The 20,212-nt window shown below is 50.9% G+C and carries 16 protein-coding genes and 1 riboswitch; of the genes, 4 read left to right on the top strand and 12 right to left on the bottom strand.

Going from position 1 to position 20,212, the window contains the following annotated elements; genetic code table 11:
* Positions 1 to 53: 53 nt before the first annotated feature.
* From MKX98_RS29320 to MKX98_RS29330, 3 genes are all read right to left on the bottom strand, one after another.
* Positions 54 to 1,559, bottom strand: a complete 1,506-nt coding sequence (locus MKX98_RS29320) for a DHA2 family efflux MFS transporter permease subunit (RefSeq protein ID WP_339219877.1) — start codon at positions 1,557 to 1,559, stop codon at positions 54 to 56.
* Between the two features lie 52 nt (positions 1,560 to 1,611).
* Positions 1,612 to 2,061, bottom strand: a complete 450-nt coding sequence (locus MKX98_RS29325; RefSeq protein WP_194544596.1) for a MarR family transcriptional regulator — start codon at positions 2,059 to 2,061, stop codon at positions 1,612 to 1,614.
* 255 nt (positions 2,062 to 2,316) lie between these two features.
* Entirely contained in the window at positions 2,317 to 2,895 is a 579-nt protein-coding gene (locus MKX98_RS29330) for a hypothetical protein (protein WP_194544597.1), read from the bottom strand.
* 203 nt (positions 2,896 to 3,098) lie between these two features.
* On the opposite strand from MKX98_RS29330, the gene MKX98_RS29335 reads away from it, so the two are divergent.
* Positions 3,099 to 3,464 (top strand): hypothetical protein, encoded by a 366-nt coding sequence (locus MKX98_RS29335; protein ID WP_194544598.1) that lies wholly within the window; start codon positions 3,099 to 3,101, stop codon positions 3,462 to 3,464.
* 107 nt (positions 3,465 to 3,571) lie between these two features.
* Here the strand turns inward: MKX98_RS29335 and MKX98_RS29340 are convergent, their stop codons facing one another.
* The gene (locus tag MKX98_RS29340; protein WP_339219881.1) at positions 3,572 to 4,444 is read right to left on the bottom strand and encodes a cation diffusion facilitator family transporter; all 873 of its coding nucleotides are present in this window, start codon (positions 4,442 to 4,444) and stop codon (positions 3,572 to 3,574) included.
* A gap of 225 nt (positions 4,445 to 4,669) precedes the next feature.
* Here MKX98_RS29340 and MKX98_RS29345 point away from each other — a divergent pair, with 225 nt between their 5' ends.
* Complete coding sequence (locus MKX98_RS29345) at positions 4,670 to 4,858, top strand: hypothetical protein (protein ID WP_071219622.1); 189 nt, start codon at positions 4,670 to 4,672, stop codon at positions 4,856 to 4,858.
* A 123-nt stretch (positions 4,859 to 4,981) separates the two neighbouring features.
* Here MKX98_RS29345 and MKX98_RS29350 read toward each other — a convergent pair whose 3' ends face one another.
* From MKX98_RS29350 to MKX98_RS29365, 4 genes are all read right to left on the bottom strand, one after another.
* Positions 4,982 to 6,607: an ATP-binding cassette domain-containing protein gene (locus tag MKX98_RS29350; RefSeq protein WP_194544600.1), complete on the bottom strand. Its 1,626-nt coding sequence runs from the start codon at positions 6,605 to 6,607 to the stop codon at positions 4,982 to 4,984.
* A gap of 384 nt (positions 6,608 to 6,991) precedes the next feature.
* Positions 6,992 to 8,023, bottom strand: a complete 1,032-nt coding sequence (locus tag MKX98_RS29355; RefSeq protein WP_071219625.1) for an MBL fold metallo-hydrolase — start codon at positions 8,021 to 8,023, stop codon at positions 6,992 to 6,994.
* Between the two features lie 234 nt (positions 8,024 to 8,257).
* Positions 8,258 to 9,289 (bottom strand): cytochrome d ubiquinol oxidase subunit II, encoded by a 1,032-nt coding sequence (locus tag MKX98_RS29360; RefSeq protein ID WP_220683877.1) that lies wholly within the window; start codon positions 9,287 to 9,289, stop codon positions 8,258 to 8,260.
* Positions 9,286 to 10,638, bottom strand: a complete 1,353-nt coding sequence (locus MKX98_RS29365) for a cytochrome ubiquinol oxidase subunit I (protein ID WP_194544603.1) — start codon at positions 10,636 to 10,638, stop codon at positions 9,286 to 9,288. The genes MKX98_RS29360 and MKX98_RS29365 overlap by 4 nt, the downstream gene beginning before the upstream one ends.
* A gap of 359 nt (positions 10,639 to 10,997) precedes the next feature.
* Between MKX98_RS29365 and MKX98_RS29370 the strand changes: the two genes are divergently transcribed.
* Positions 10,998 to 12,128: a virulence factor gene (locus MKX98_RS29370; protein WP_339219884.1), complete on the top strand. Its 1,131-nt coding sequence runs from the start codon at positions 10,998 to 11,000 to the stop codon at positions 12,126 to 12,128.
* A gap of 118 nt (positions 12,129 to 12,246) precedes the next feature.
* Positions 12,247 to 12,426, top strand: a riboswitch (Lysine riboswitch).
* 170 nt (positions 12,427 to 12,596) lie between these two features.
* A complete protein-coding gene (locus MKX98_RS29375; RefSeq protein ID WP_339224605.1) occupies positions 12,597 to 13,988 on the top strand; it encodes an amino acid permease in 1,392 nt (463 codons plus the stop codon).
* Positions 13,989 to 14,064: 76 nt separating this feature from the next.
* Here the strand turns inward: MKX98_RS29375 and MKX98_RS29380 are convergent, their stop codons facing one another.
* The 4 genes from MKX98_RS29380 to xylB all read right to left on the bottom strand — a co-directional run bounded on the left by MKX98_RS29380 (position 14,065) and on the right by xylB (position 20,187).
* Positions 14,065 to 15,207 (bottom strand): transglutaminase domain-containing protein, encoded by a 1,143-nt coding sequence (locus MKX98_RS29380; RefSeq protein ID WP_339219886.1) that lies wholly within the window; start codon positions 15,205 to 15,207, stop codon positions 14,065 to 14,067.
* A gap of 107 nt (positions 15,208 to 15,314) precedes the next feature.
* A complete protein-coding gene (locus MKX98_RS29385) occupies positions 15,315 to 17,666 on the bottom strand; it encodes a YcdB/YcdC domain-containing protein (RefSeq protein ID WP_339219888.1) in 2,352 nt (783 codons plus the stop codon).
* A 243-nt stretch (positions 17,667 to 17,909) separates the two neighbouring features.
* Complete coding sequence (locus MKX98_RS29390; protein WP_339219890.1) at positions 17,910 to 18,539, bottom strand: bifunctional 4-hydroxy-2-oxoglutarate aldolase/2-dehydro-3-deoxy-phosphogluconate aldolase; 630 nt, start codon at positions 18,537 to 18,539, stop codon at positions 17,910 to 17,912.
* A gap of 142 nt (positions 18,540 to 18,681) precedes the next feature.
* On the bottom strand, positions 18,682 to 20,187 hold the full coding sequence (gene xylB / locus MKX98_RS29395; protein WP_339219893.1) for a xylulokinase: 1,506 nt from the start codon (positions 20,185 to 20,187) through the stop codon (positions 18,682 to 18,684).
* Positions 20,188 to 20,212 lie beyond the last annotated feature (25 nt).

Consider the following 20,212-nt stretch of genomic DNA (forward strand, 5'->3'; position numbering starts at 1 on the left):
GTTTGATCAACGGTTAGGACACCCTTTTTTGCGCTGCGCAAAATCGGATCAGATTATACGTTCGTTGCTGCAGCCTCCTGATTTCCTGCGGTTTTCGGCTCTTCCGCCGGCTTGGTCTTCTTGATAAAGAAAGCCAGGATGAAGGAAGCGACGCTGATCCATGTCGCAATAACAAAGGCATAGTTAATGCCATAAATGGTTGCTTCATTCCCCAGCTTAAGCAGGTCGGTCTGATTCTTCGGATCAAATAGCCCCGATTGCATCAGAGCTTCCCCTTTGCTCTCTGCCTGGGTGGACATGACGGTAACTAGAATTGCCGTTCCGATTGAGCCGGAAACCATGCGCAGTGTATTGGACATGGCCGTACCATGAGCGTTCAAGCTCCGTGGGAGCTGATTAAGCCCCGCCGTCTGGATCGGCATCATGAGCATCGACATCCCGAACATCCGGGCCGTATAGATGATCATCATGTGGCTGTAGGACATGGTTTCGGTCAAATTACTGAACTCCCACGTCGTAATGACCGTAATCGCCAGACCGATAACAGCCAGCCATCTTGCGCCTACCTTATCGAAGATCGCCCCCGTGATCGGTGACATGATCCCCATCAGAATAGCGCCGGGAAGCATAAGAAGGCCTGATTCCACCGGCGTGAATCCACGAATCTGCTGCAGATAAATGGGAAGCAGAATCATGCCGGCATACATCGCCATCGTGACAATGACATTGATAAGCGTGGTCAACGTAAACATATTGTATTTGAATATTCGGAATTCCAGCATCGGATTGTCGGTCTTCATCTCCCGCCAAACAAACAGGATAAGGGCAATCGCTCCGACCACCAGGGTCGTAACAACCGGCGTGCTGGACCAACCGTCATTCCCGGCATCACTGAAGCCGTACAGCAAACCGCCAAAGCCCAGGGTGGACAAAATGATGGCGATCATGTCCAGCTTCGGCCGGCTGACCTCGGTCACATTTTTCAGGAAGAATACCCCGATTAGCGTAGCAATGATCGAGAAAGGCAGGATCATGTAGAACAGGACACGCCAATCGTAGTGCTCCACAATATATCCGGAAAGCGTAGGTCCGATGGCAGGAGCAAATATCATGGCAATCCCCATCATTCCCATTGCCTTCCCGCGATTCTCAATAGGGAATATGTTCAGAAATACAACGGTCATAAGCGGCATCAAAATACCTGCACCGGCAGCCTGAACGAGGCGTCCGGTAAGCAGTAACGCGAAGTTGGGGCTGACCGCGCACAGCAAGGTGCCTATCGTAAACAGCGTCATCGCACTAATGAACAGCTGCCTTGTCGAGAAACGCGCGATCAGATAAGCGGTAACGGGAATTAAGACCCCGTTCACCAGCATAAAGCCAGTGGTCAGCCACTGGGCTACGGTCGGTTTAATGTTCAAATTCTCCATGATGCTCGGCAGAGCAACATTCATCAATGTCTGGTTAAGAATGGCGACAAAAGCGCCAATCATAAGTGCAGCAATGATAGGTCCTTTCTTAACAGGCTCGCCGGGGCGAGCAATGGTATGGGTACTCATGTGCAGCCTTCACTCTCTTTCTAAGTAAAATCATACATTTAGCATGTTTGTTCTATGTGGACATCTGACCTTGGATGTGCTCAACATTCGTCAAAATTTTACGGTACAGGACACTCAACTGCTTAACCTCTTCGTCCGTTAGAAAGCCATATAACAAATCGCTTAACTCGGCACGTTTATTGGCCAGCTGCTCGATCAGATTACTCCCGAGCGGCGTAATCTCCAAATGAATGACCCTTCGGTCGGCTGTATCCCTTGTTCGGCGCGCGAATCCGCCCTCGATCAATTTATCGGATATGCCCGTAACCGCCCCGCATGTCACATGAATGGAATCGGCCAAGTCCGACAATCTCAATGCTCCCTGTTCGTGAAGCATCTCCAAGGCGGTATACTGCGTTCTGCCTAGTTTAGGAAACCCTTCCTTCTGCCACTCATGGTGCACAGTTCGAACCATCTTCTTAAATAGCATCTCCAACTCCAGAATTTCATTCCGCATGGACATGTATTTTTTACACTCCTTTAAAAGGTCCAGCACTTCTTCAATAGAGACCAACCTACTTCGTCTCTATATACTTTAGTACTAAAACATTTATTTCTAAACAATTACTGATTATAGTGGGGGATAATTATAGTGTCAATGTTTACATATATATTTTTTTCATAGTTTTTTTCTGAAAATAACGACTTTTCTCTTGAAAAACACAAAAAAGACCCAGACTTGGTGTCCTTGTCTGAGTCTTTAGCCGATTCCCTTGCTTTACTTAAACAGCGACGGAATGGACATCCAATCCATCGTAAAGTTCAATTCCAAGCCGTCGGACAGAAACTTCACATTTTTCACAGTTACCAGATCCGGTAAATAGTCCTTGAGCGAAATTTGTATCGGCTCCAGCTGGAACATATTCAAAGGGATCTGGGCTCCCCGGATCGTTGTTGATTCATGCGTCAGGTGAAGATAGCTTCCCTCGGCAGACATCTGAAAACGCAGCACTGCACCAAAGGGAAGAATCCCCCATTGCCCATTCATATGGGCTGTCATCGTGGTGCCATTCATCACGAAATCGGCACCTGTAATATCGACGCCCAAGTCATGGGTGCTCATATATTTTACCATGTTCTTCTTGCTGAGTTCCCCGACTTCTTCCGTGCTCAGCAGCATGCGGGTATCCCGATTTGACACCATGGTCATCAACTTGTCCTTGAAATCAACGGAGCGGTAGCGCATATCCAGAGATTGCGTAGGATAAACAAACCAGACCAACGCACCGACAATCACAAGCAGAAGGACAAATATACCCAGCAGGAAACGTCCGGCTCTTTTTTTTCGACGTACCATCCAAAGCCCCTCCTCCCATAGGATATCCCTGCGGCAACAAGGCTTTTCCCATCTCCAAAGTATATAGGAATCCTTAAAACTTGTCACGAATTGCGAAATGTAACCAATTTTCTTGATTCAAAACATCCAAATCGTGGTTATTACGATAGTGTGTTAAAATAGCGAGATAAAATCATACTTCGGTCCCAAGGAGGAATTATTCCATGAAAAAAACTCTAAGCATTACTGCAGCCCTAGCACTCACCCTGTCTCTGACCGCCGTAGCAAGCGCAGACCCGATTAACGGGACGGTATCCGAAACTTCTGGGACGGTAACTGAAACTTCAGGACCGGCTCCAATCTCGACGACAGACCCTATTATCAAACCGGAAGAAGTCGTGTTGGTGCCTACACCTATGATCGAGATTGCGGAAAGAACTTACTTCTATAACGCTCCAAACGGCGAAAAGCTTGGTGCCTTGGCTCCGCAAAAAATCGACACAACCGGTAATCGAACAGGTGTCGTGCTTGGCGGGGAATGGGTTGAAGTTTATACATGGCTCGGTAAAGCTTGGATTTATGTAAAGTAATCAGGTATGACTGCCGGACTTCATGATCCTTCATGTCTCCTTGCAGGTTAAATGGCAGGTCAAGATGAACTTGGCCTGCCATTTGTATTCGTACCGATCGATTTTCCCTAGGACGATTCCTTAGGCTCCACGTGAATATGGACGCTCATAATATTGTGAATCCTCTCCATCTGTTCTTCGATACGGTCACTGATCTGATGCCCCTCCAGAACAGTGATATCCGGGTCCACCTCGATGACAACATCCACCAGCACATGATTGCCGTGAATTCGGGCCTTCATGTCCTTAATCCCCTCGACGCCGGGCGTACGGGCAATCGTACTGCGCAAGTCCGACAAACGATTTTCATCAAAACCGTCCGTCAGACTATAGGTGCAATCCCTGAATATATCCCAAGCCGTTTTGCAAATAATGACACCAACCGCTACCGCCGCTACGGTATCCAGCCAGGGCAGGCCGAATTGTGCGCCAATAATACCTACAGCTGCTCCCACACTGACGAGTGCATCCGATAAATTATCCTTGGCTGCGGCCATAAGTGCCTGGTTATCGATTCGCCGTGCGAGATTCCGGTTGTACCGGTATACGCCAAGCATCGCAACGGCACACACACCGGCTACGCCGGCAGACCATAAATTCGGGATTTCCTTGGAACCTTCAAAAAATGAACGAACGGCTTCAACCAGCACTTGGATACCAACGACCGCCATGATAAATGAAGCAACCAAAGCCGCAATCGTCTCCGCCCTTAAGTGTCCGTACGCATGATCGGAATCCGGCGGTTTCTGGGAAATTCGCAGTCCGATCAATACGGCGAGCGATGCCACGATATCCGTCAGGTTGTTAAAACCGTCGGCAAGCAAAGCACTGGATGCAAATAAGTATCCACAAAATATTTTAAACGAGGACAACACGAGGTAGGCGGCAATGCTGATCCAGGCCCCGCGTTCCCCCTGCTTGATGTTATCATAGGCATTCACTTTATAACGTCTCTCCTTTGCTTGTCTTTCGCTGCCGTCAAGCGATATCCATCATTATCCATATTTAATCCTAGCAAAGGTCATTCGTGTGGGTCTAGAGAAACATAATTGCTTCGGTCAAAGAACCATGGACGTAGAAAATGGTATTAATCATTGTTACCCTTGCCGGGCGATTTAAAAACGAATAAAATGAGGACAAGCGAACACGAAGAGGAGGGTGATACTATGCCCGAGAATAATGAATCACGTAAAGTGAATTTAGCCGATGCAATCCGGCAAAAGCTGGAACAGAAAAAACAGCAGAATGCGTCCGCGAATAAGCCCGGACAATTCCAAGCCGGTTCAGCGCAAAAAATGAAAAGCCAAAACAACAAAAAACCAAACAACCAGCGTCGTCGTACCGGCGGTTCGTAGAAGAGCCCGTTTCGTGCATAACGCAAAAAATGCTGCACCTCCCATACTTGGAAGGTGCAGCATTTTTTAATAGATCGGCGAGGTGAAAGCTCACGCCCTCATTCTTCGCCATATCCTATTTTCTTAAGCTTCAACCGGGTACATGCTATCGCGAAGTCCCTTGATCTCTTCACTCTCAAGATACTCGTCATAACTCATGCTGCGGTCGATGATGCCATTAGGCGTAATCTCGATAATTCGGTTGGCAATCGTCTGAATGAACTGATGGTCATGCGAGGTGAATAGAATCGTTCCGTCGAAATCGATCAGGCCATTGTTGAGTGCCGTAATGGATTCGAGATCCAAGTGGTTCGTCGGCTCATCGAAGATCAGCACGTTCGCGCCGTTCAGCATCATTTTGGCCAGCATGCAGCGAACCTTCTCGCCCCCGGACAGTACGCTTGCTTTCTTCAGCGCTTCCTCGCCCGAGAACAGCATGCGGCCAAGGAATCCGCGCAAGAATGTCTCATCTTGATCCTTGGAATATTGGCGCAGCCATTCCACGAGGTTGATATCAACACCGTCAAAATAGGCAGAGTTGTCTTTTGGGAAATACGCCTGGGTTGTTGTTACCCCCCAGCTGTATTCACCGGCATCCGCCTCGGTTTCACCGGTTATGATCTGGAACAGCGTCGTTTTCGGCATCCCATTCGGACCAACAAACGCGATTTTGTCGCCTTTGTTTACAACAAAGCTGACATTATCCAGCACTTTTTCTCCATCCATCGACTTGGTGATCCCATCAATCGTAAGCAGCTGCTTGCCCGCCTCGCGTTCAGGTTTGAAATGAAGAAACGGATATTTACGGTTCGAAGGACGAAGATCCTCCAACGTAATTTTGTCGAGCTGTTTCTTACGGGAAGTCGCCTGCTTCGATTTGGAAGCATTCGCCGAGAAGCGCTGAATAAATGCCTGCAATTCCTTGATCTTCTCTTCCTTCTTCTTGTTGGCATCCCGCTGAAGTTCAAGCGCCAGCTTGCTGGATTCATACCAGAAGTCGTAGTTGCCGACATACAGCTGAATTTTACCGAAATCGATATCCGCAATATGCGTACACACCTTGTTCAGGAAGTGACGGTCATGGGATACCACAATAACGGTGCCTTCATAATCCATAAGGAAGTTCTCAAGCCACTGAATCGATTCCAAGTCCAAGTGGTTGGTAGGCTCATCCAGCAGCAGGTTATGCGGACGGCCAAACAAGGCCTGCGCCAAGAGAACGCGTACCTTCTCGTTACCGCTCAGCTCAGACATCTTCTTATCGTGCAGCTCACGTGGAATGCCGAGACCGATCAGGAGCGCTGCCGCATCCGGCTCTGCATCCCATCCGTTCAGCTCTGCGAATTCGCCTTCCAGCTCACCCGCACGCATGCCGTCTTCTTCGGAGAAATCGGATTTCGCATACAGCGCATCCTTCTCTTTCATGATGTTGTACAGCCGGGCATGACCCATTATAACCGTCTCCAGGACGGGATACTGATCGTATTCATAGTGGTTCTGCTTCAGAACCGCCATCCGCTCATTCGGTGTCATATGAACCTCGCCTTGGTTCGGTTCAATCTCACCGGAGAGGATTTTCAGAAATGTAGACTTACCCGCCCCGTTGGCGCCGATGAGACCGTAGCAGTTGCCCGGGGTGAATTTTATATTGACATCTTCAAATAGTGCTCGTTTGCCATAGCGGAGCGTTACGCCGCTTGTACTGATCATTAAGCATTACCATCCTTTATCACTATTGGTTTCAGCACATTATAGCATAAGTACGACGGTTATCGAAGCTTCTGGATGATATAAAACGGTTTTAAACAAATATCACCTCCTGCATGCACCTTTTTCTCTAGTACACGAATGCCGACGATTGAGGCCTCTTTTTCTAGTTTAATAGAAAAAGAGGCTTTTCTATTAATGAAAGAAACCAATCGGATCAGTTCCCCTCTCATACTGCTGCCGCAAGAGCGGTTGGCATTCTGCCAAAACGCTAAACGTTTAGAAGCAACTGAAAATGGGCCCGTAAGGTTATGAAAAACCTTTCGGGCCTCTTTTGGCAGTCTATGGTGTATGGTGCATGTAATCCGAATCGCTTGCACATTTCGGTTATGATGTCACGCTTCTTCGCTCAGGCTGAACCTTAAAGGTTTCTCCGTACTTTAATACGCGAATTCGCTCCTTGGCGATCCCCAGCCGCTCACGTTCCGCTTCCATTCGATCCAGCGCTTCTCTGGCCGTATCGTCTGCCAGCTTGAAGGTGCCGTAATGCATCGGAATCATCGTCTCGGCCTTCACATCCTGGAACGCCTGCAGTGCCTCTTCCGGATTGACGTGCTGCGACGTCATGAACCATTCCGGCTCATATGCCCCGATGGGCATCAGCGCAAGGTGAATGTTGAAGCGTTCTCCGATCAGCTTAAAGCCCTCGAAATAACCGCTGTCTCCGGCAAAATACAAATTCGGCGGAAGCAGGCGGGTACCATCCTCCGATACAGGTTCGTTATTGCATGATGATTCATCGGAAGAAGCCGAATCCACCTTCGCATCCTGCAGGACAGGCTCCATCACGAACCCTCCCCAATGGGATGTATTCGTGTCAAACGGCGTGCGCCGAGTCCAATGCTGTGTCGGCACGAAGGAGAATTTCACGCCCTTGATGGTCGTGGATTCCCACCACTGCAGTTCAATCACGCGGCGAAAGCCTTTGTTGATCATTTTGCGACGCAGACCAACGGGTACAATGATCGTGGTGTCCGCACGGTACAGCTTACGGATCGAGGCAACATGCATATGGTCATAATGGGAATGCGAGATCAGAATGACATCGATCGGAGGGATCTCATGAATGGGAAGCCCAGGTTCTCCAAGACGCTTATTAAATCCCATTCTCCGCGCCCATACGGGATCAGTCACGATGTTCAAGCCTTCATATTGGATGAAGAACGTAGCGTGCCCGATCCAGGTAACGGAGGTTTCGTGCCGGTTGCTATGCAAATACTGAAGATCCGGCGTCAGGTTCGGAATGCAGTAAGAATAATCCTTCTTCTTCTGACGACGTTCGTCGCGCCACTGCTTGAATTGTTTAAGTGTTTTATCCGTGCTGACGTTATCGATATTGTTATAGCGAATTTTTGGCATGCAGCCTCCTCCTTCCATTACCCTGTATTTTACCCCGTATTGACCTCTCCGCTCAACTTTGCGCTTGTTGTTCTTTTTACACCGAACGTTTCGTGGCGAAACAACCCGGAATTGCCTTTATCCAGAATCAATCCGATGGATCCTTATACTTGACGACGTAGATCGCCATAAAGGCTACAGCAGCCAGTACGGTGAGCAGCGGTGCTATGAAAATGGCGAAGTCCTCCACTTGCCTCACCCCTTCTTCGCGGATTTGCCGCGAATGTAGTTTGCATCGAACAGAAACAATCGCATCAGCAGGATCAGGGAAGGAACCAATACGCAGAAACCCAGGATAAATGCGGTAATCAATGCGATCGCCATCGTATCGTTGGTTATGCTCTCATGAATATGGATGTAATCATAGAGAATATACGGCAGATGCGAGCGTCCATACCCGTACCAAGCAAAGGCAAATTGGAGCATGACCATAATAAAAGCGATGCCGAGCCGGATTCGCTTCCATACGAGGTACACCGCAATGACAAAGCAGATGAACGACGCGATAAACATCCATGCGATATCCAGCATCTGCCCAAAATGCACCGGATTCTGATGGTTAATCTGGAAAAACGCGAACACCGAAGCCAGGATCGTCGGAGCGCTCCATCCCAGCGCATAACCCCGGACCACGCCGAACGCTACCTCATCCCCCGCACGATGCGCGTAATAGGACAGGAACATCGCCGAGATGTACAGAACGCTCACAAGCGCAAGCAGGATGACCGACCACGTGTACGGATTCGTGAAGAACGTATACCAATGAAGCTCTACCTTCCCGTTGTCCATATAGATAATGCCGCCTTCCGAGATGGCCAATATCGTCGACAACGCTGCAGGGATGAGCAGTCCCGTGGCCCCGTAGAGCCCCATATACACGATATTGTTCCCGGTCTGGCTGCCATACGTGTGATAGGCGTAGTAAGCGCCGCGGATCGCCAGCAGCACAAGGGCCAAGCTGCCCGGCACAAGCAAGGCGGTGCCATAATAATACGCAGCATCCGGAAAAAATCCGACAAGTCCGACCACAAAAAAGATCAGGAATACGTTGGTTACTTCCCAGACGGGAGATAAATACCGCTGGATGATGTTATGAATCTTGTTCTCGTGTCCGGTGAGCACGCTGTAATAGCTGAAAAATCCGGCACCAAAATCAATCGAGGCCACCAGCAAATAGCCAAACAGAAATGTCCACAGCACGGTTATTGCCACCATTGCATAGCTCATTTGCGGTCTCCCCCTTCGATTTCGAGTCCCAGTAGCCGGATTTCCTCTTCCGCGCTTTTATTCCGGAACAATTGGCTTAACACGCGAATCGCGGATACGGATAGCACCAGATACAGGATTATAAACAGCACCAGCATCCAGCCGACGCTTGTTGAAGTGGTTGCCGCATCCGATACCTTCATGTATCCCCGCACAATCCACGGCTGCCTTCCGATCTCGGCAAGGAACCAGCCCAGCCATATGGCTGACATCGATAGAGGCCCCAAAGCCAATATACTGAGCAGCAGCCATTTTGGATAAGGCCTTTTGCCAGGAAGTTTCTTTCGGAACATATACAGGAGCGGAATCAGTACGATCACGGCGCCGCTGGTCACCTTTAGATCGAAAAAATAATGCACCGACATCGGCGGTCTCTCATTCTCCGGAAACTCATTCAGTCCAATGACCTCCGTGCTGGGACTGTTTCCCGCCAATATGCTTAGCGCATACGGAATCTTCAATGCATACTTAATCTCGTTATTCTCATCCAGAAAGCCGCCGTAAATGAGCGGGGCTTGCCTCATCGTTTCAAAATGCCACTCGGCCGCCGCCAGCTTCTCGGGCTGGTATTTAGCCAGAAATTTGCCGGAGAAATCTCCAATCATCACGGTGGCCACAGCAAAAACAAAGGTCGACACGACGGTGAGCTTCAGCGCTTTCTTAAAGTAGATGTGCTTGCTTCCCCGCAAAATACTGAAGGCGGCTATGCTGGCAAGCGCAGCGGCACTGGTCGTAAACGCTGACGCCAGTACATGGCTCACCTTGGTCGGCGTCGCCGGATTGAACATGGCCACGAACGGATTCACATTCGTAAATACCCCATCCACCAGCTCGAAGCCCTGAGGCTGATTCATAAACGCATTCATGCTCGTGATAAAAAACGCTGACGCGGAGGAGCCGATCGCCACGGGAATAAGCAGCAGCAGATGGGTCCATTTATTTTTGAATCGATCCCATGTATAAAGATAAATGCCTAAAAAGATCGCCTCCACAAAAAAAGCAAAGGTTTCCATGAACAGCGGCAGCGCAATGGCTTTACCAGCGACGCGCATAAAGGTGGGCCATAACAAGCTGAGCTGCAGGCCGATGGCGGTACCTGTCACGACGCCGACGGCCACCGTAATCACATATCCCCGCGCCCATCGCCGGGCAAGCAGCGTATAATGGTTGTCCCCTGTCCGAATCCCCCTCCATTCCGCCAGAGCCAGCATAATCGGAATCCCAACGCCGATGGTTGCCAGAACAATATGCACAAACAGGGTCAAGCCGGTCAGGATCCGGCTCATCAGTACGGGATCCAGTGAAGACATCAGGTTCACTCCTCGGTTTCGTTATCCAAAATGTTCCATATATCGCAGATACCCTTTTACGGCGCCATAAAGCATAATGGCCGCAACAATAAAGCATAGAATCGCAAGCTTTCGCTCCTGCTTCCTGTGCATCCGTTAGCCTAGCCTCCTTTAAGTATTTCAGTCCATCTGCAAGAGTGCGGCCATCTAACATGTGATTCTTTGAAAACCCAAATGCTTTACAATCCCATCATTATCAGTTTTACAAACCTTTCCTCTTTTTATCCAAAGTCCGGTCATTTTGTTTGAATCCTTGCCATGATGTTTTTTCCGGCATGGAAAAGAGGTACAATAAGAGGATAAGGAGGCGAGATAAACCCATGAAAATTACATTTATTGAACCAACCCCGAGCCCGAACTCCATGATGCTTCGACTTGACGAAACGCTGGAGCCCGGGATTCGAAGAACATATACACTGGATAACGAACGGTCTGCTCCCCCCTGGATCAGGCAGCTGCTCCATATCCCGGGCGTAAAGAGCGTTTTTCATACCCTTGATTTCATCGCGCTCGACCGCAAAGGCAACGCCGATTGGCCTTCCATTCTGGGCGCCGTTCAGGAAATATTCGGTCAGGAGGGGCTTGCCGCCGGACTCCAAGAGAATGCGGAAGATTTTGCTTTTGGTGAGGCTCAAGTGTTCGTCCAGTATTTTCGAAATATACCGATGCAAATCCGTGTCAAAAGCGGGAATCAGGAAGAACGCATCGGTCTGTCGGAGCGCTTCGCCAAAGCGGTGGCCGCCGTCGGAACCACAACACTCATCAAGGAGCGCAAGCTCAAGGAGTACGGCGTGCGCTACGGCCAGCTGGAAGGCATCGCCCGTGACGTAGAGCAGGAGCTTGAAGCTGCCTTCCCGCAGGAGCGCCTCGATAAAGTCGTTGCCCAAGCGATTGCCCACGGCGCCAGCGACGAGGATTTCGTCGAGCAGCGCCGGAAGCTGACAGACGAGGAAACCGAAGCCGCGCTGCAGGATGAGGACTGGCGCGTCCGTTATGCCGCGCTGGATGCACTGGAGCCAACGGAGAAACACATTCCGCTTCTCCGCCAAGCCCTTCGGGATCCGAAGATGCAGATCCGCCGGCTCGTCGTTGTGTACTTGGGCGATCTGCGCACCCCTGAAGCGATGGAACTCCTGTATGAAGCCATGCGCGACGAAACACCGGCCGTTCGCCGTACCGCAGGCGATACACTGTCCGATATCGGCGATGCTGCCGCTACCCCGGTCATGATCGAATCGCTCAAAGACAGCAGCAAGATCGTACGCTGGCGTGCAGCCCGCTTCCTGTATGAAGTAGGCACCGAGGAAGCTCGCTCCGCTCTGGAGGAGGCTGCCAATGATCCGGAATTCGAGGTTAGTCTGCAGGCACGAATGGCACTGGAGCGCATCGAATCCGGCGAAGAAGCAGCCGGAACCGTATGGCAGCAAATGGCCAAACGGAATCAATCGTAATTGCATCTTCGGAACTGCCTTAGAACCGTAAAATTTAACCATTGCTTCTTACATGGAATGTGATTTATACTAGGACTCTCTTGTTAGAATTGAATATACAGATAGCCTCATCATTCCAAGATGAGGTAGAGGTTGCAGACATGATCAGTAGTTGTGCCGAGGCGAAGAGAAGCCGGTGAAGCACAGTGAAAGGCATGAATGCCGAAGTGCAGGGTATACTCTTGTATCCTGTGCTGGGGCCGTTGTCGAAAGAAACGGAACTGTCACGGGGATTTCCCCGTGTTGTGCTATCTTCATGGAGGGTATGATGCGGATACGATAATGACCGCAGGTATAGGACCTGCGGTCTTTTTGTTCTAACAGGGTATATTTTAAATATCATTTCTTAATGTATAGAAGGAGTGTTCGATCTTGAATCGCAAAAAAGCACCGGCTGCTTCGCTCAAGCAGAGCTTTAAAGCCCGTCATATGACAATGATCGCCCTTGGCGGATCGATCGGTACCGGCCTCTTCCTGGCAAGCGGAACGGCCATCGCCTCTGCCGGCCCAGGCGGAGCGCTTATCGCCTATGCCGCGGTTGGCCTCATGGTTTACTTTCTGATGACCAGCCTCGGCGAACTCGCTACGTATCTTCCGGATTCCGGCTCATTCAGCACCTACGCCTCCCGGTTTGTCAGCCCCGCCTTCGGATTTGCCGTCGGCTGGAATTTCTGGTACAACTGGGCCGTTACCATCGCCGCCGAACTCGCAGCGGCGACGGTTATTATTAAATTCTGGTTCCCGGACAGCCCGTCATTTCTGTGGAGTCTTCTGTTCCTGGCGATTATGTTCGGCTTAAACTTTCTATCTGCCAAAGGATACGGCGAATCGGAATATTGGTTTGCTATCATTAAGGTGGCAACCGTCATTATCTTCCTCATCATCGGAGTCATGATGATCTTCGGTATTCTTGGCGGTGAAGCCGTGGGATTCACTAACTTTAGTCTCGGCGACGGGCCGGTACACGGCGGGTTCTTCGCGCTGGTCGGTGTGTTTATGGCTGCAGGCTTCTCCTTCCAGGGAACCGAGCTGATCGGGGTCGCGGCCGGCGAGAGCGAAAATCCGAGAAAACACGTCCCTAAAGCCATCCGTCAGGTGTTCTGGCGCATCCTGATCTTCTATATTTTCGCTATTTTTGTCATCGGCATGCTGATCCCTTACACCCATCCGAGCTTGCTTCAATCCGGGGTCGACAATATCGGTGTCAGCCCATTCACCTTGGTGTTTGAGAAAGCCGGCCTTGCGTTTGCGGCTTCCGTAATGAATGCGGTCATTCTCAGCTCCGTGCTGTCGGCAGGAAACTCGGGGATGTATGCCTCAACCCGTGTCCTATATGCCATGGCGAAGCAAGGAATGGCTCCGAGATGGCTGAGCCGGCTGAACAGCCGCGGCGTACCGGTTGCGGCTCTAATCGTAACCTCTGCCGTAGGCATGCTGGCCTTCCTGGCCTCCTTCTTCGGCGATGGCGTAGTCTACGTGTGGCTTCTGAATGCCTCCGGAATGTGCGGATTCATTAACTGGCTGGCCATTGCCGTGAGTCATTATCGCTTCCGCAAAGCTTATGTCGCCCAAGGTAAAGACCTGAAGGAGCTGCCGTTCCGTGCACACTGGTTCCCCTTCGGTCCCATCTTCGCCTTCCTGCTCTGTCTTGTTGCCATTATCGGTCAAGGCAATTTCAGCGGGGAGATCGATTGGTTAACGATCATTGCCACTTATGTCAGCATTCCGTTGTTCCTCTCCATCTGGTTCGGCTACCGCTTGATTAAGAAGAGCCGCATCGTACCATTGGACGAGTGCGATTTGAGCACGAACGTTAAATAAGTTAAACCGGACATACCAAAAGCAGCTTCCCTCCCATACTTGGGAACGGAAGCTGCTTTTTTGGGATACGGACACATTACCAAATGATCTGCACTCTAAGATCACCTGTGTTCTCAAACGCATGATGATAATATTTGATAGAGCCGAGATTGCTCTTCATCTGCACTTGCTGGAGCACATTTACAAGCTCTCGCTCGCTGCCGTCAAACCTGAACACCAGCTTCCGGCTGCCTTCAGCCTTAGCAGCTTTAACCAGTGGTTGGAGCTGTGTGTAGGAGCTGACGATGGAACGGGCATCATAGAGCTGATATTCCAAATCCCGCTTCAATTGTTCGTATACTTCAGCTCTCGAACGATCCTTCGCAGCTAGCCCGGCCAGCGTGTTGCGGTAAAGCGTGCTCGCCTTCGGATAGGATTTCACCCAGGTATGATCGCGGCCCATCTGTTCATCCGTCCGGAGATAGTACGTATAGGATACCTCGTTGTCGCGATCCGGCACGGGATCGTTCCACGTCGTGTCCAGATGGTACCATTTGCCGTCCAGAAGAACCAGATTCCAAGCATGAAGCTGGCCCTTTGGATTATCGGAGGCATAAGCCGTGCCCTCTACGATTTTGTTCTGGATCCCTGCTCCCTTCAGCAGTTTATGCGTTAACAGGGAATAGCCCTGGCATACCGTGCTTCCGGTGTAGAGTCCGTCATAGGCCGTATATTTCGTAAGCGTGGTATCATACTTCAAGTTCCGGACAACCCAATCGTGGATGGCTTTCACCTTCTCATGATCATTCATACCCGGCTTGATGATTCGCTTCAAAATGCTGTCGGCATTCTGGTTCACGTAGTTCGTCTGCTCCGCAGTCTCGCGGTAACTCAACCGAACGGTAACATTGGCGGAACTGGATGTCCCACGATAGTCGTAGCTATAGCTAGCGATGGTGTAGTGAATATAAGGATCACTGGCCATCGCCTGATCAAGTGCATCTTTAAGCTGCGATTTCAGCGATTGGGTCTCTCCCTGGTAAACAAAACGCACCGTCGATTGCCTGTCGCTCATCGCTGTCAGCAGCTTCTGTTGAATCCCATCGACCGACTTCACGACCGCTTTGTTGGAGGTGGCATAGACATCACTGAGATTAGCTGGTTCAGGTACTGCTGCAACGGTTACCGCCAAAGACCCTATGAACAGTAATTTAACGATTGTTCCTCGGCTTCGTTTCATCGGTACACCCGCCCTTCATCTTCCTCATCCGTATGCACCATTATTGTAACACATAACATCAGGGCTTATGGGTTCTAGTTTTGTCGACAGGGCACGAATATCAAATGCTACCAATAAAATGAGGACAGGAAAGAATCGCTGCGTCCCGCCAGCTTCGACATGCGGACCAGTACCTCCGCAGCTTCCGCTCGCGTCACCTCACGCTCCGGCAAGAACTTGCCATCGACCGCCGGGAGAAGCCCCAGCTTGAGGGCGATCAGGGCTGCGCCTTTGTTAGTAATGGAGTCGGCATCCGATATTCCCTGCACATCGGTTGGCAGGATAAAGGCTTTGGACAGCTTCTCGTAATTCAGAATACGGGTCAGCGAGCTTGCCAATTCATCCCTTGTCAGCTTGCGGTCCAGCTGCAGCGTGCTGTCCGGATCATAAGGAATCCAGTTCTGCCCGATCAGCACCTGAATGGCCTGATAATACGGATGATCCGGCTGCAGACCCGCGTATGGATCCATGGTAGATCTTCCATACACCTGCTCGTAGGACGGACTCACCGAAGCCGCCACCAGCTGATACCATTCGCCAAGGGTAATTTGGCGATCCGGGTATACCTTTCCGTCCTTGTCCGGAACCAACACCCGATATTTCACCAGCTCCTTGAGAGCCGCTTCCGCATCATGCCCCGCCGCATCGGTAACCGCCGGAATATCCTTGCGGCTCATTTCAGGCGTAATATCGCGCCATTCTCCGTTCTTGGCATCAAGCGGTACCGCAATGCCGCCATAAGCCGCCTTTTTGTGTGTCGGATAATAAATCAGCTTAATGAACGGCTTCATAATCTCACTACCGTTCGTTGCGTAACCGCCGTAGTAACCGTACTTCAGCTTCAGCTCAATTTCTTCCAGATACTTAGCTTTTGCCTGCTCCGCACTGACGGCCGGCTTTGCATCCGTTGGCAGCTTGGACAGGACAGCTTCGGAATTCACACTAAAGCCCTGGATTTGCCCGTCGGCCTCAATCGTGAGGTTCAGGGAATCGCCCATGACGCGAATATTACCGATATAGCGTTGAAATGAAAATTGATAGTTAAGGGTTTTAGTGTCTTTGCCCATTTTATCAACGGATGTCAGCTTCCATTCCTCGGCAGCATTCGGCACCAGCCTGCTTACCGTCTCGAATGCGAGATCCTGCGCAGCCTGCTGCGAAATCGGGCTCTTCACTTCTGGAGCACCGGTCCGGTCAAAACGATATCGGTTGTAGGAGTAGATTTGTCCGGTCTTGGCGTCCACCTCTGCGGATACCATCTCTCCTCCGCCCATGGCGGAAAGATGGTTCTCGCCCCATCTTATATTCCACGTCTTGATCTCATTATTGTTCCATCTGGTACCCAGCGACTTGGATTCTGTCTTCAAGCCGGTCGGGAGTTTGATCTGCGATTCCACCCATCTGGCTGCTGCATCTCCGCCAGCGAATGGAGCCGTGATTGGCTTGAAGATCTCTTTGGACGCCGGAATCGTGCCGTTCTCAATCGAGGTGAACTCACTTTCTTCCCCAGTAAAACTAATGAACTTGCCTGTATTGGCATCCATTGAATTCGCTGATTGATCATTAGGTATGTAACCTAAGAAATAATTGCCTTTGGCGTTGTTATATAAATGATCAGGTACATAAGCCAAGGAGACCTGGAACTGATCCTCAAACAATTTACGAATGGAGGCCTCATTCAATTTCGGTGTGGATGATGGAAACTCTTCATTGACTTGATTGCGGGAATAGTTAATGGTATTGCCCTGTCCGTCCAGCGTGATCGAAATGCTGTTCACATCCGATTCAATTCCGTTCACCGAGGTCTGGAAATAAAAATCAAACCGCGGCGGACTGAACAGCGCCGTCTGCATCCCGAGATAAGCCTCATTCTCCTTAAGCTCGCTGGCCTTCAGATCCGATACATGGCTGCCGATCCATTTCAGCGCCTTCTCCTTGGCTGCTCCACGGGTTATCACCGGTTTGTCGCTACCTTGGTTCAACAAGGAACGAGGGATATAAATGTTAATAAGTTCACCCGTGACCGCATTGACCTGGGCATTGAAGCCGGAGCTTGAGTTCCCTTTAGTCAACACCATTTGCAGATCCCAAGCAAGCGCGCTCGATCTCATGCCATCATTCTGCAAGAACTGCACATTCGATACATTCACGTTCTTTAGCTCCGGGAAAGCCTTCTTGATGATGTCTTCCGCCTGCTTGGACGAAATTTTTGCACCCTTCGGTATTTCGTTATCCGTTACGCTTTCCGAACTGGCGTTATCGCTGCTAGTCACGGCAGTTACCGTATCAGATACAGCGACTCCGCTGCCCGGAACGGAATTGTCTCCCCATACCGGCTGCGCCAAACATAACATAGCCGTAGCCGTAACCGCACACACGGTCTTTTTTACCCTTACCTTCTTCTTACCTGATGGATTCAACTTGATTCGCTCCCTTCCATTACTTGAACCTAACCATGCCTTACTTACACATGATGATATCCTTAACAAGTGACTGTACACGGCAGCAATGACATAACCAAGCTACCTAAATAATACCATAACTTGTCTATATATTCCTTATGTAGCAAGCTTCCAAAACATAACCAACATGTATAAGGATGAACGAAGTGTAACTATTTCGATCCCGCTTCTTACGAAGGGGAACACCCTATTGAACACACGCTAGCCAAGCTGGGCAGCTTCAACAAAAGCCGCGGTACGACGCCTGATCTCCTCCATATTTCCGGACGCGAGCGCATCCTTCGGGAGCAGCGCGCTGCCTAAACCTACCGCAACTGCACCTGCATTAAAATAATCCGCAAGATTATCCAGCGTAACGCCGCCCGTGGCAAGCAGCGGAATGTGACTTAGCGGGCCCTGAAGCTCCCGGATAAATGACAAGCCCAGGCTGGCCATGGGAAACAGCTTCACGATCTCGGCGCCGGCTGCGTACGCCGCAACGATCTCCGTCGGCGTCATCGCCCCAGGCCATACATCAATTCCTTGCTCCAAAGCATATTCGATAACGGAAAGATCCGTGTTCGGCGAGATCAGAAATTGCGCTCCGGCGGAGACCGCCTCCTTCGCCATCTCCACATCAAGCACGGTTCCCGCCCCTATATATACGGCGCCATCATACCGAGTACGCCAACCCTGGATCATATGTAAAGCGTCTTTCGTATTCATCGTCACTTCCATGAACCGAATTCCGCCTTGGGTCAACCCTTCTCCTACGAAGTCCGCCTGTTCTCTCGTAATGCCCCGCACGATGGCAACGATTTTCTCGCGTTTGAGCTCAGGTGTCAGTTTCATTGTCTTCCCCCCATTTCTATTTACACTTCCGGCACGTTCCTAAATCGCATGGCTGCAATTTCAACCTGCTTCAAGTATATGCGGTCCACCGCGTTCACGCAAAAAAAGCAGGCCGGGAAACCTGTATTCCCGACCTGCTCTTCTATAGGGTTATCCCCCGGAATTCGGACAGCTCAGCGCCTAGTTCACGCGTTGCTCCATATACGCTTTGATAGAGTCCAAACAATTGGTCATAAGCTTGAACTGCCTGCGGATTGGGAGAATACGAGCGTGCCGGCCGCAAAAACGCCTTGGCGCAGTCCTGAAGGCTTGGGAACCAGCCGCAGCCGTAGGCTGCGAGCATCGCCGCGCCCATAGCCGGGCCCTGTTCACTTTCCAGCTTCACGATTTCAGCGTTGAACACGTCCGCCTGCATTTGCAGCCACGTTTCGTTCTTGGCGCCGCCCCCGATGGAAATGACGCGGTCGATCCGCTTGCCGGATGAGCGAAGGATATCGATGGATTCACGGAGAGAGAACGTGATTCCCTCGAGTACCGAACGTGCAAAGTGAGGCAGCTTATGTCCCGCGTCCATTCCGATAAAACTGCCGCGAATGGTAGCATCCGGATGCGGCGTGCGTTCACCAACGATATACGGCGTGAACAGCAGACCTCCGCTGCCAACCGGGATGCTTCCGATATCGCTTAACAGCGCGTCAAAGGAGACATCCGGCGCAAAGGTATCCTTGAACCAGGTCAGGCTGTATCCCGCAGCCAGGGTCACGCCCATGATATAGTAAGCATCTTTCTCGCCATGATTAAAGAAATGGACCTTGCCTTCAAAATCCACCTCGCGACGCTCCTCATAGGAGAGTACCACGCCCGATGTACCAATGCTGCACATCGTCTGCCCTTCTTCGAGAATACCTGCGCCGATGGCGCCGCAGGCGTTGTCCGCACCGCCAGCAAATACCTTCGTATTTGGCAGCAGAGCGGCTTGCTCGGCGATCTCAGGGAGCAAGGTGCCGCACTGATCGAAGGATTCGACCAGCGGCGGGCATAGGGTGTGCGGCAGCTGGAAGGCATCCAAAATGTCGATGCTCCAAGACTTGCCCGCCACATCCAGCAGCAGCGTTCCGGCTGCATCGGAATAGTCCATTGCGTATTGCCCGGTCAGGCGGAAACGCACATAATCCTTAGGCAGCAGGAACAAGGCAGCCTGTTCGAGCAGCTCCGGTTCAAACTCCTGCACCCATAGAATCTTGGGTAGAGTGAACCCTTCCAGCGCGCGATTGCGTGCAATCCCTAGCAGCTTCTCCTGCAGAGTCTCCTTGATTCGACGGCATTGCACCGTTGTGCGCGTGTCATTCCATAGGATGGCCGGCCGCAGCACTGCACCCTCACCGTCTACCAAGACAAGACCATGCATCTGGCCGGAGAAACTTAACCCCTCAACCTCGGATGGGTCAATGTTGTTTCTGCTCATTAATTCCCGTAACGACAATACCGTTTTGTCGACCCAATCCTCCGGTCGCTGCTCGCTGTAACCCGGCTTCGGCTGGCTCAGCGGATACGACTCCGAATGCTCGGCGACAACCTTGCCGCTTGGGTCCACCAGCACGGTCTTCACAGCACTGGTCCCCAAATCAACTCCGATAACGTAACTCATCTATATCCTCCTTCGTCTCCTCATG

This window comes from Paenibacillus sp. FSL W7-1332 (genome assembly GCF_037969785.1).
In the GTDB taxonomy this organism is placed as follows: domain Bacteria; phylum Bacillota; class Bacilli; order Paenibacillales; family Paenibacillaceae; genus Paenibacillus_AQ.

Excerpts from the sequence above, each read along its gene's own strand:
- MKX98_RS29335 (WP_194544598.1), top strand. The coding sequence starts at position 3,099 with ATGAAAAAAACTCTAAGCATTACTGCAGCCCTAGCACTCACCCTGTCT.
- MKX98_RS29375 (WP_339224605.1), top strand. The coding sequence starts at position 12,597 with ATGACAATGATCGCCCTTGGCGGATCGATCGGTACCGGCCTCTTCCTG.
- MKX98_RS29325 (WP_194544596.1), bottom strand. The coding sequence starts at position 2,061 with ATGTCCATGCGGAATGAAATTCTGGAGTTGGAGATGCTATTTAAGAAG.
- MKX98_RS29380 (WP_339219886.1), bottom strand. The coding sequence starts at position 15,207 with ATGAAACGAAGCCGAGGAACAATCGTTAAATTACTGTTCATAGGGTCT.
- MKX98_RS29350 (WP_194544600.1), bottom strand. The coding sequence starts at position 6,607 with ATGATCAGTACAAGCGGCGTAACGCTCCGCTATGGCAAACGAGCACTA.
- MKX98_RS29370 (WP_339219884.1), top strand. The coding sequence starts at position 10,998 with ATGAAAATTACATTTATTGAACCAACCCCGAGCCCGAACTCCATGATG.
- MKX98_RS29355 (WP_071219625.1), bottom strand. The coding sequence starts at position 8,023 with ATGCCAAAAATTCGCTATAACAATATCGATAACGTCAGCACGGATAAA.
- MKX98_RS29390 (WP_339219890.1), bottom strand. The coding sequence starts at position 18,539 with ATGAAACTGACACCTGAGCTCAAACGCGAGAAAATCGTTGCCATCGTG.
- MKX98_RS29320 (WP_339219877.1), bottom strand. The coding sequence starts at position 1,559 with ATGAGTACCCATACCATTGCTCGCCCCGGCGAGCCTGTTAAGAAAGGA.
- MKX98_RS29330 (WP_194544597.1), bottom strand. The coding sequence starts at position 2,895 with ATGGTACGTCGAAAAAAAAGAGCCGGACGTTTCCTGCTGGGTATATTT.
- MKX98_RS29345 (WP_071219622.1), top strand. The coding sequence starts at position 4,670 with ATGCCCGAGAATAATGAATCACGTAAAGTGAATTTAGCCGATGCAATC.
- xylB (WP_339219893.1), bottom strand. The coding sequence starts at position 20,187 with ATGAGTTACGTTATCGGAGTTGATTTGGGGACCAGTGCTGTGAAGACC.
- MKX98_RS29360 (WP_220683877.1), bottom strand. The coding sequence starts at position 9,289 with ATGAGCTATGCAATGGTGGCAATAACCGTGCTGTGGACATTTCTGTTT.
- MKX98_RS29365 (WP_194544603.1), bottom strand. The coding sequence starts at position 10,638 with ATGTCTTCACTGGATCCCGTACTGATGAGCCGGATCCTGACCGGCTTG.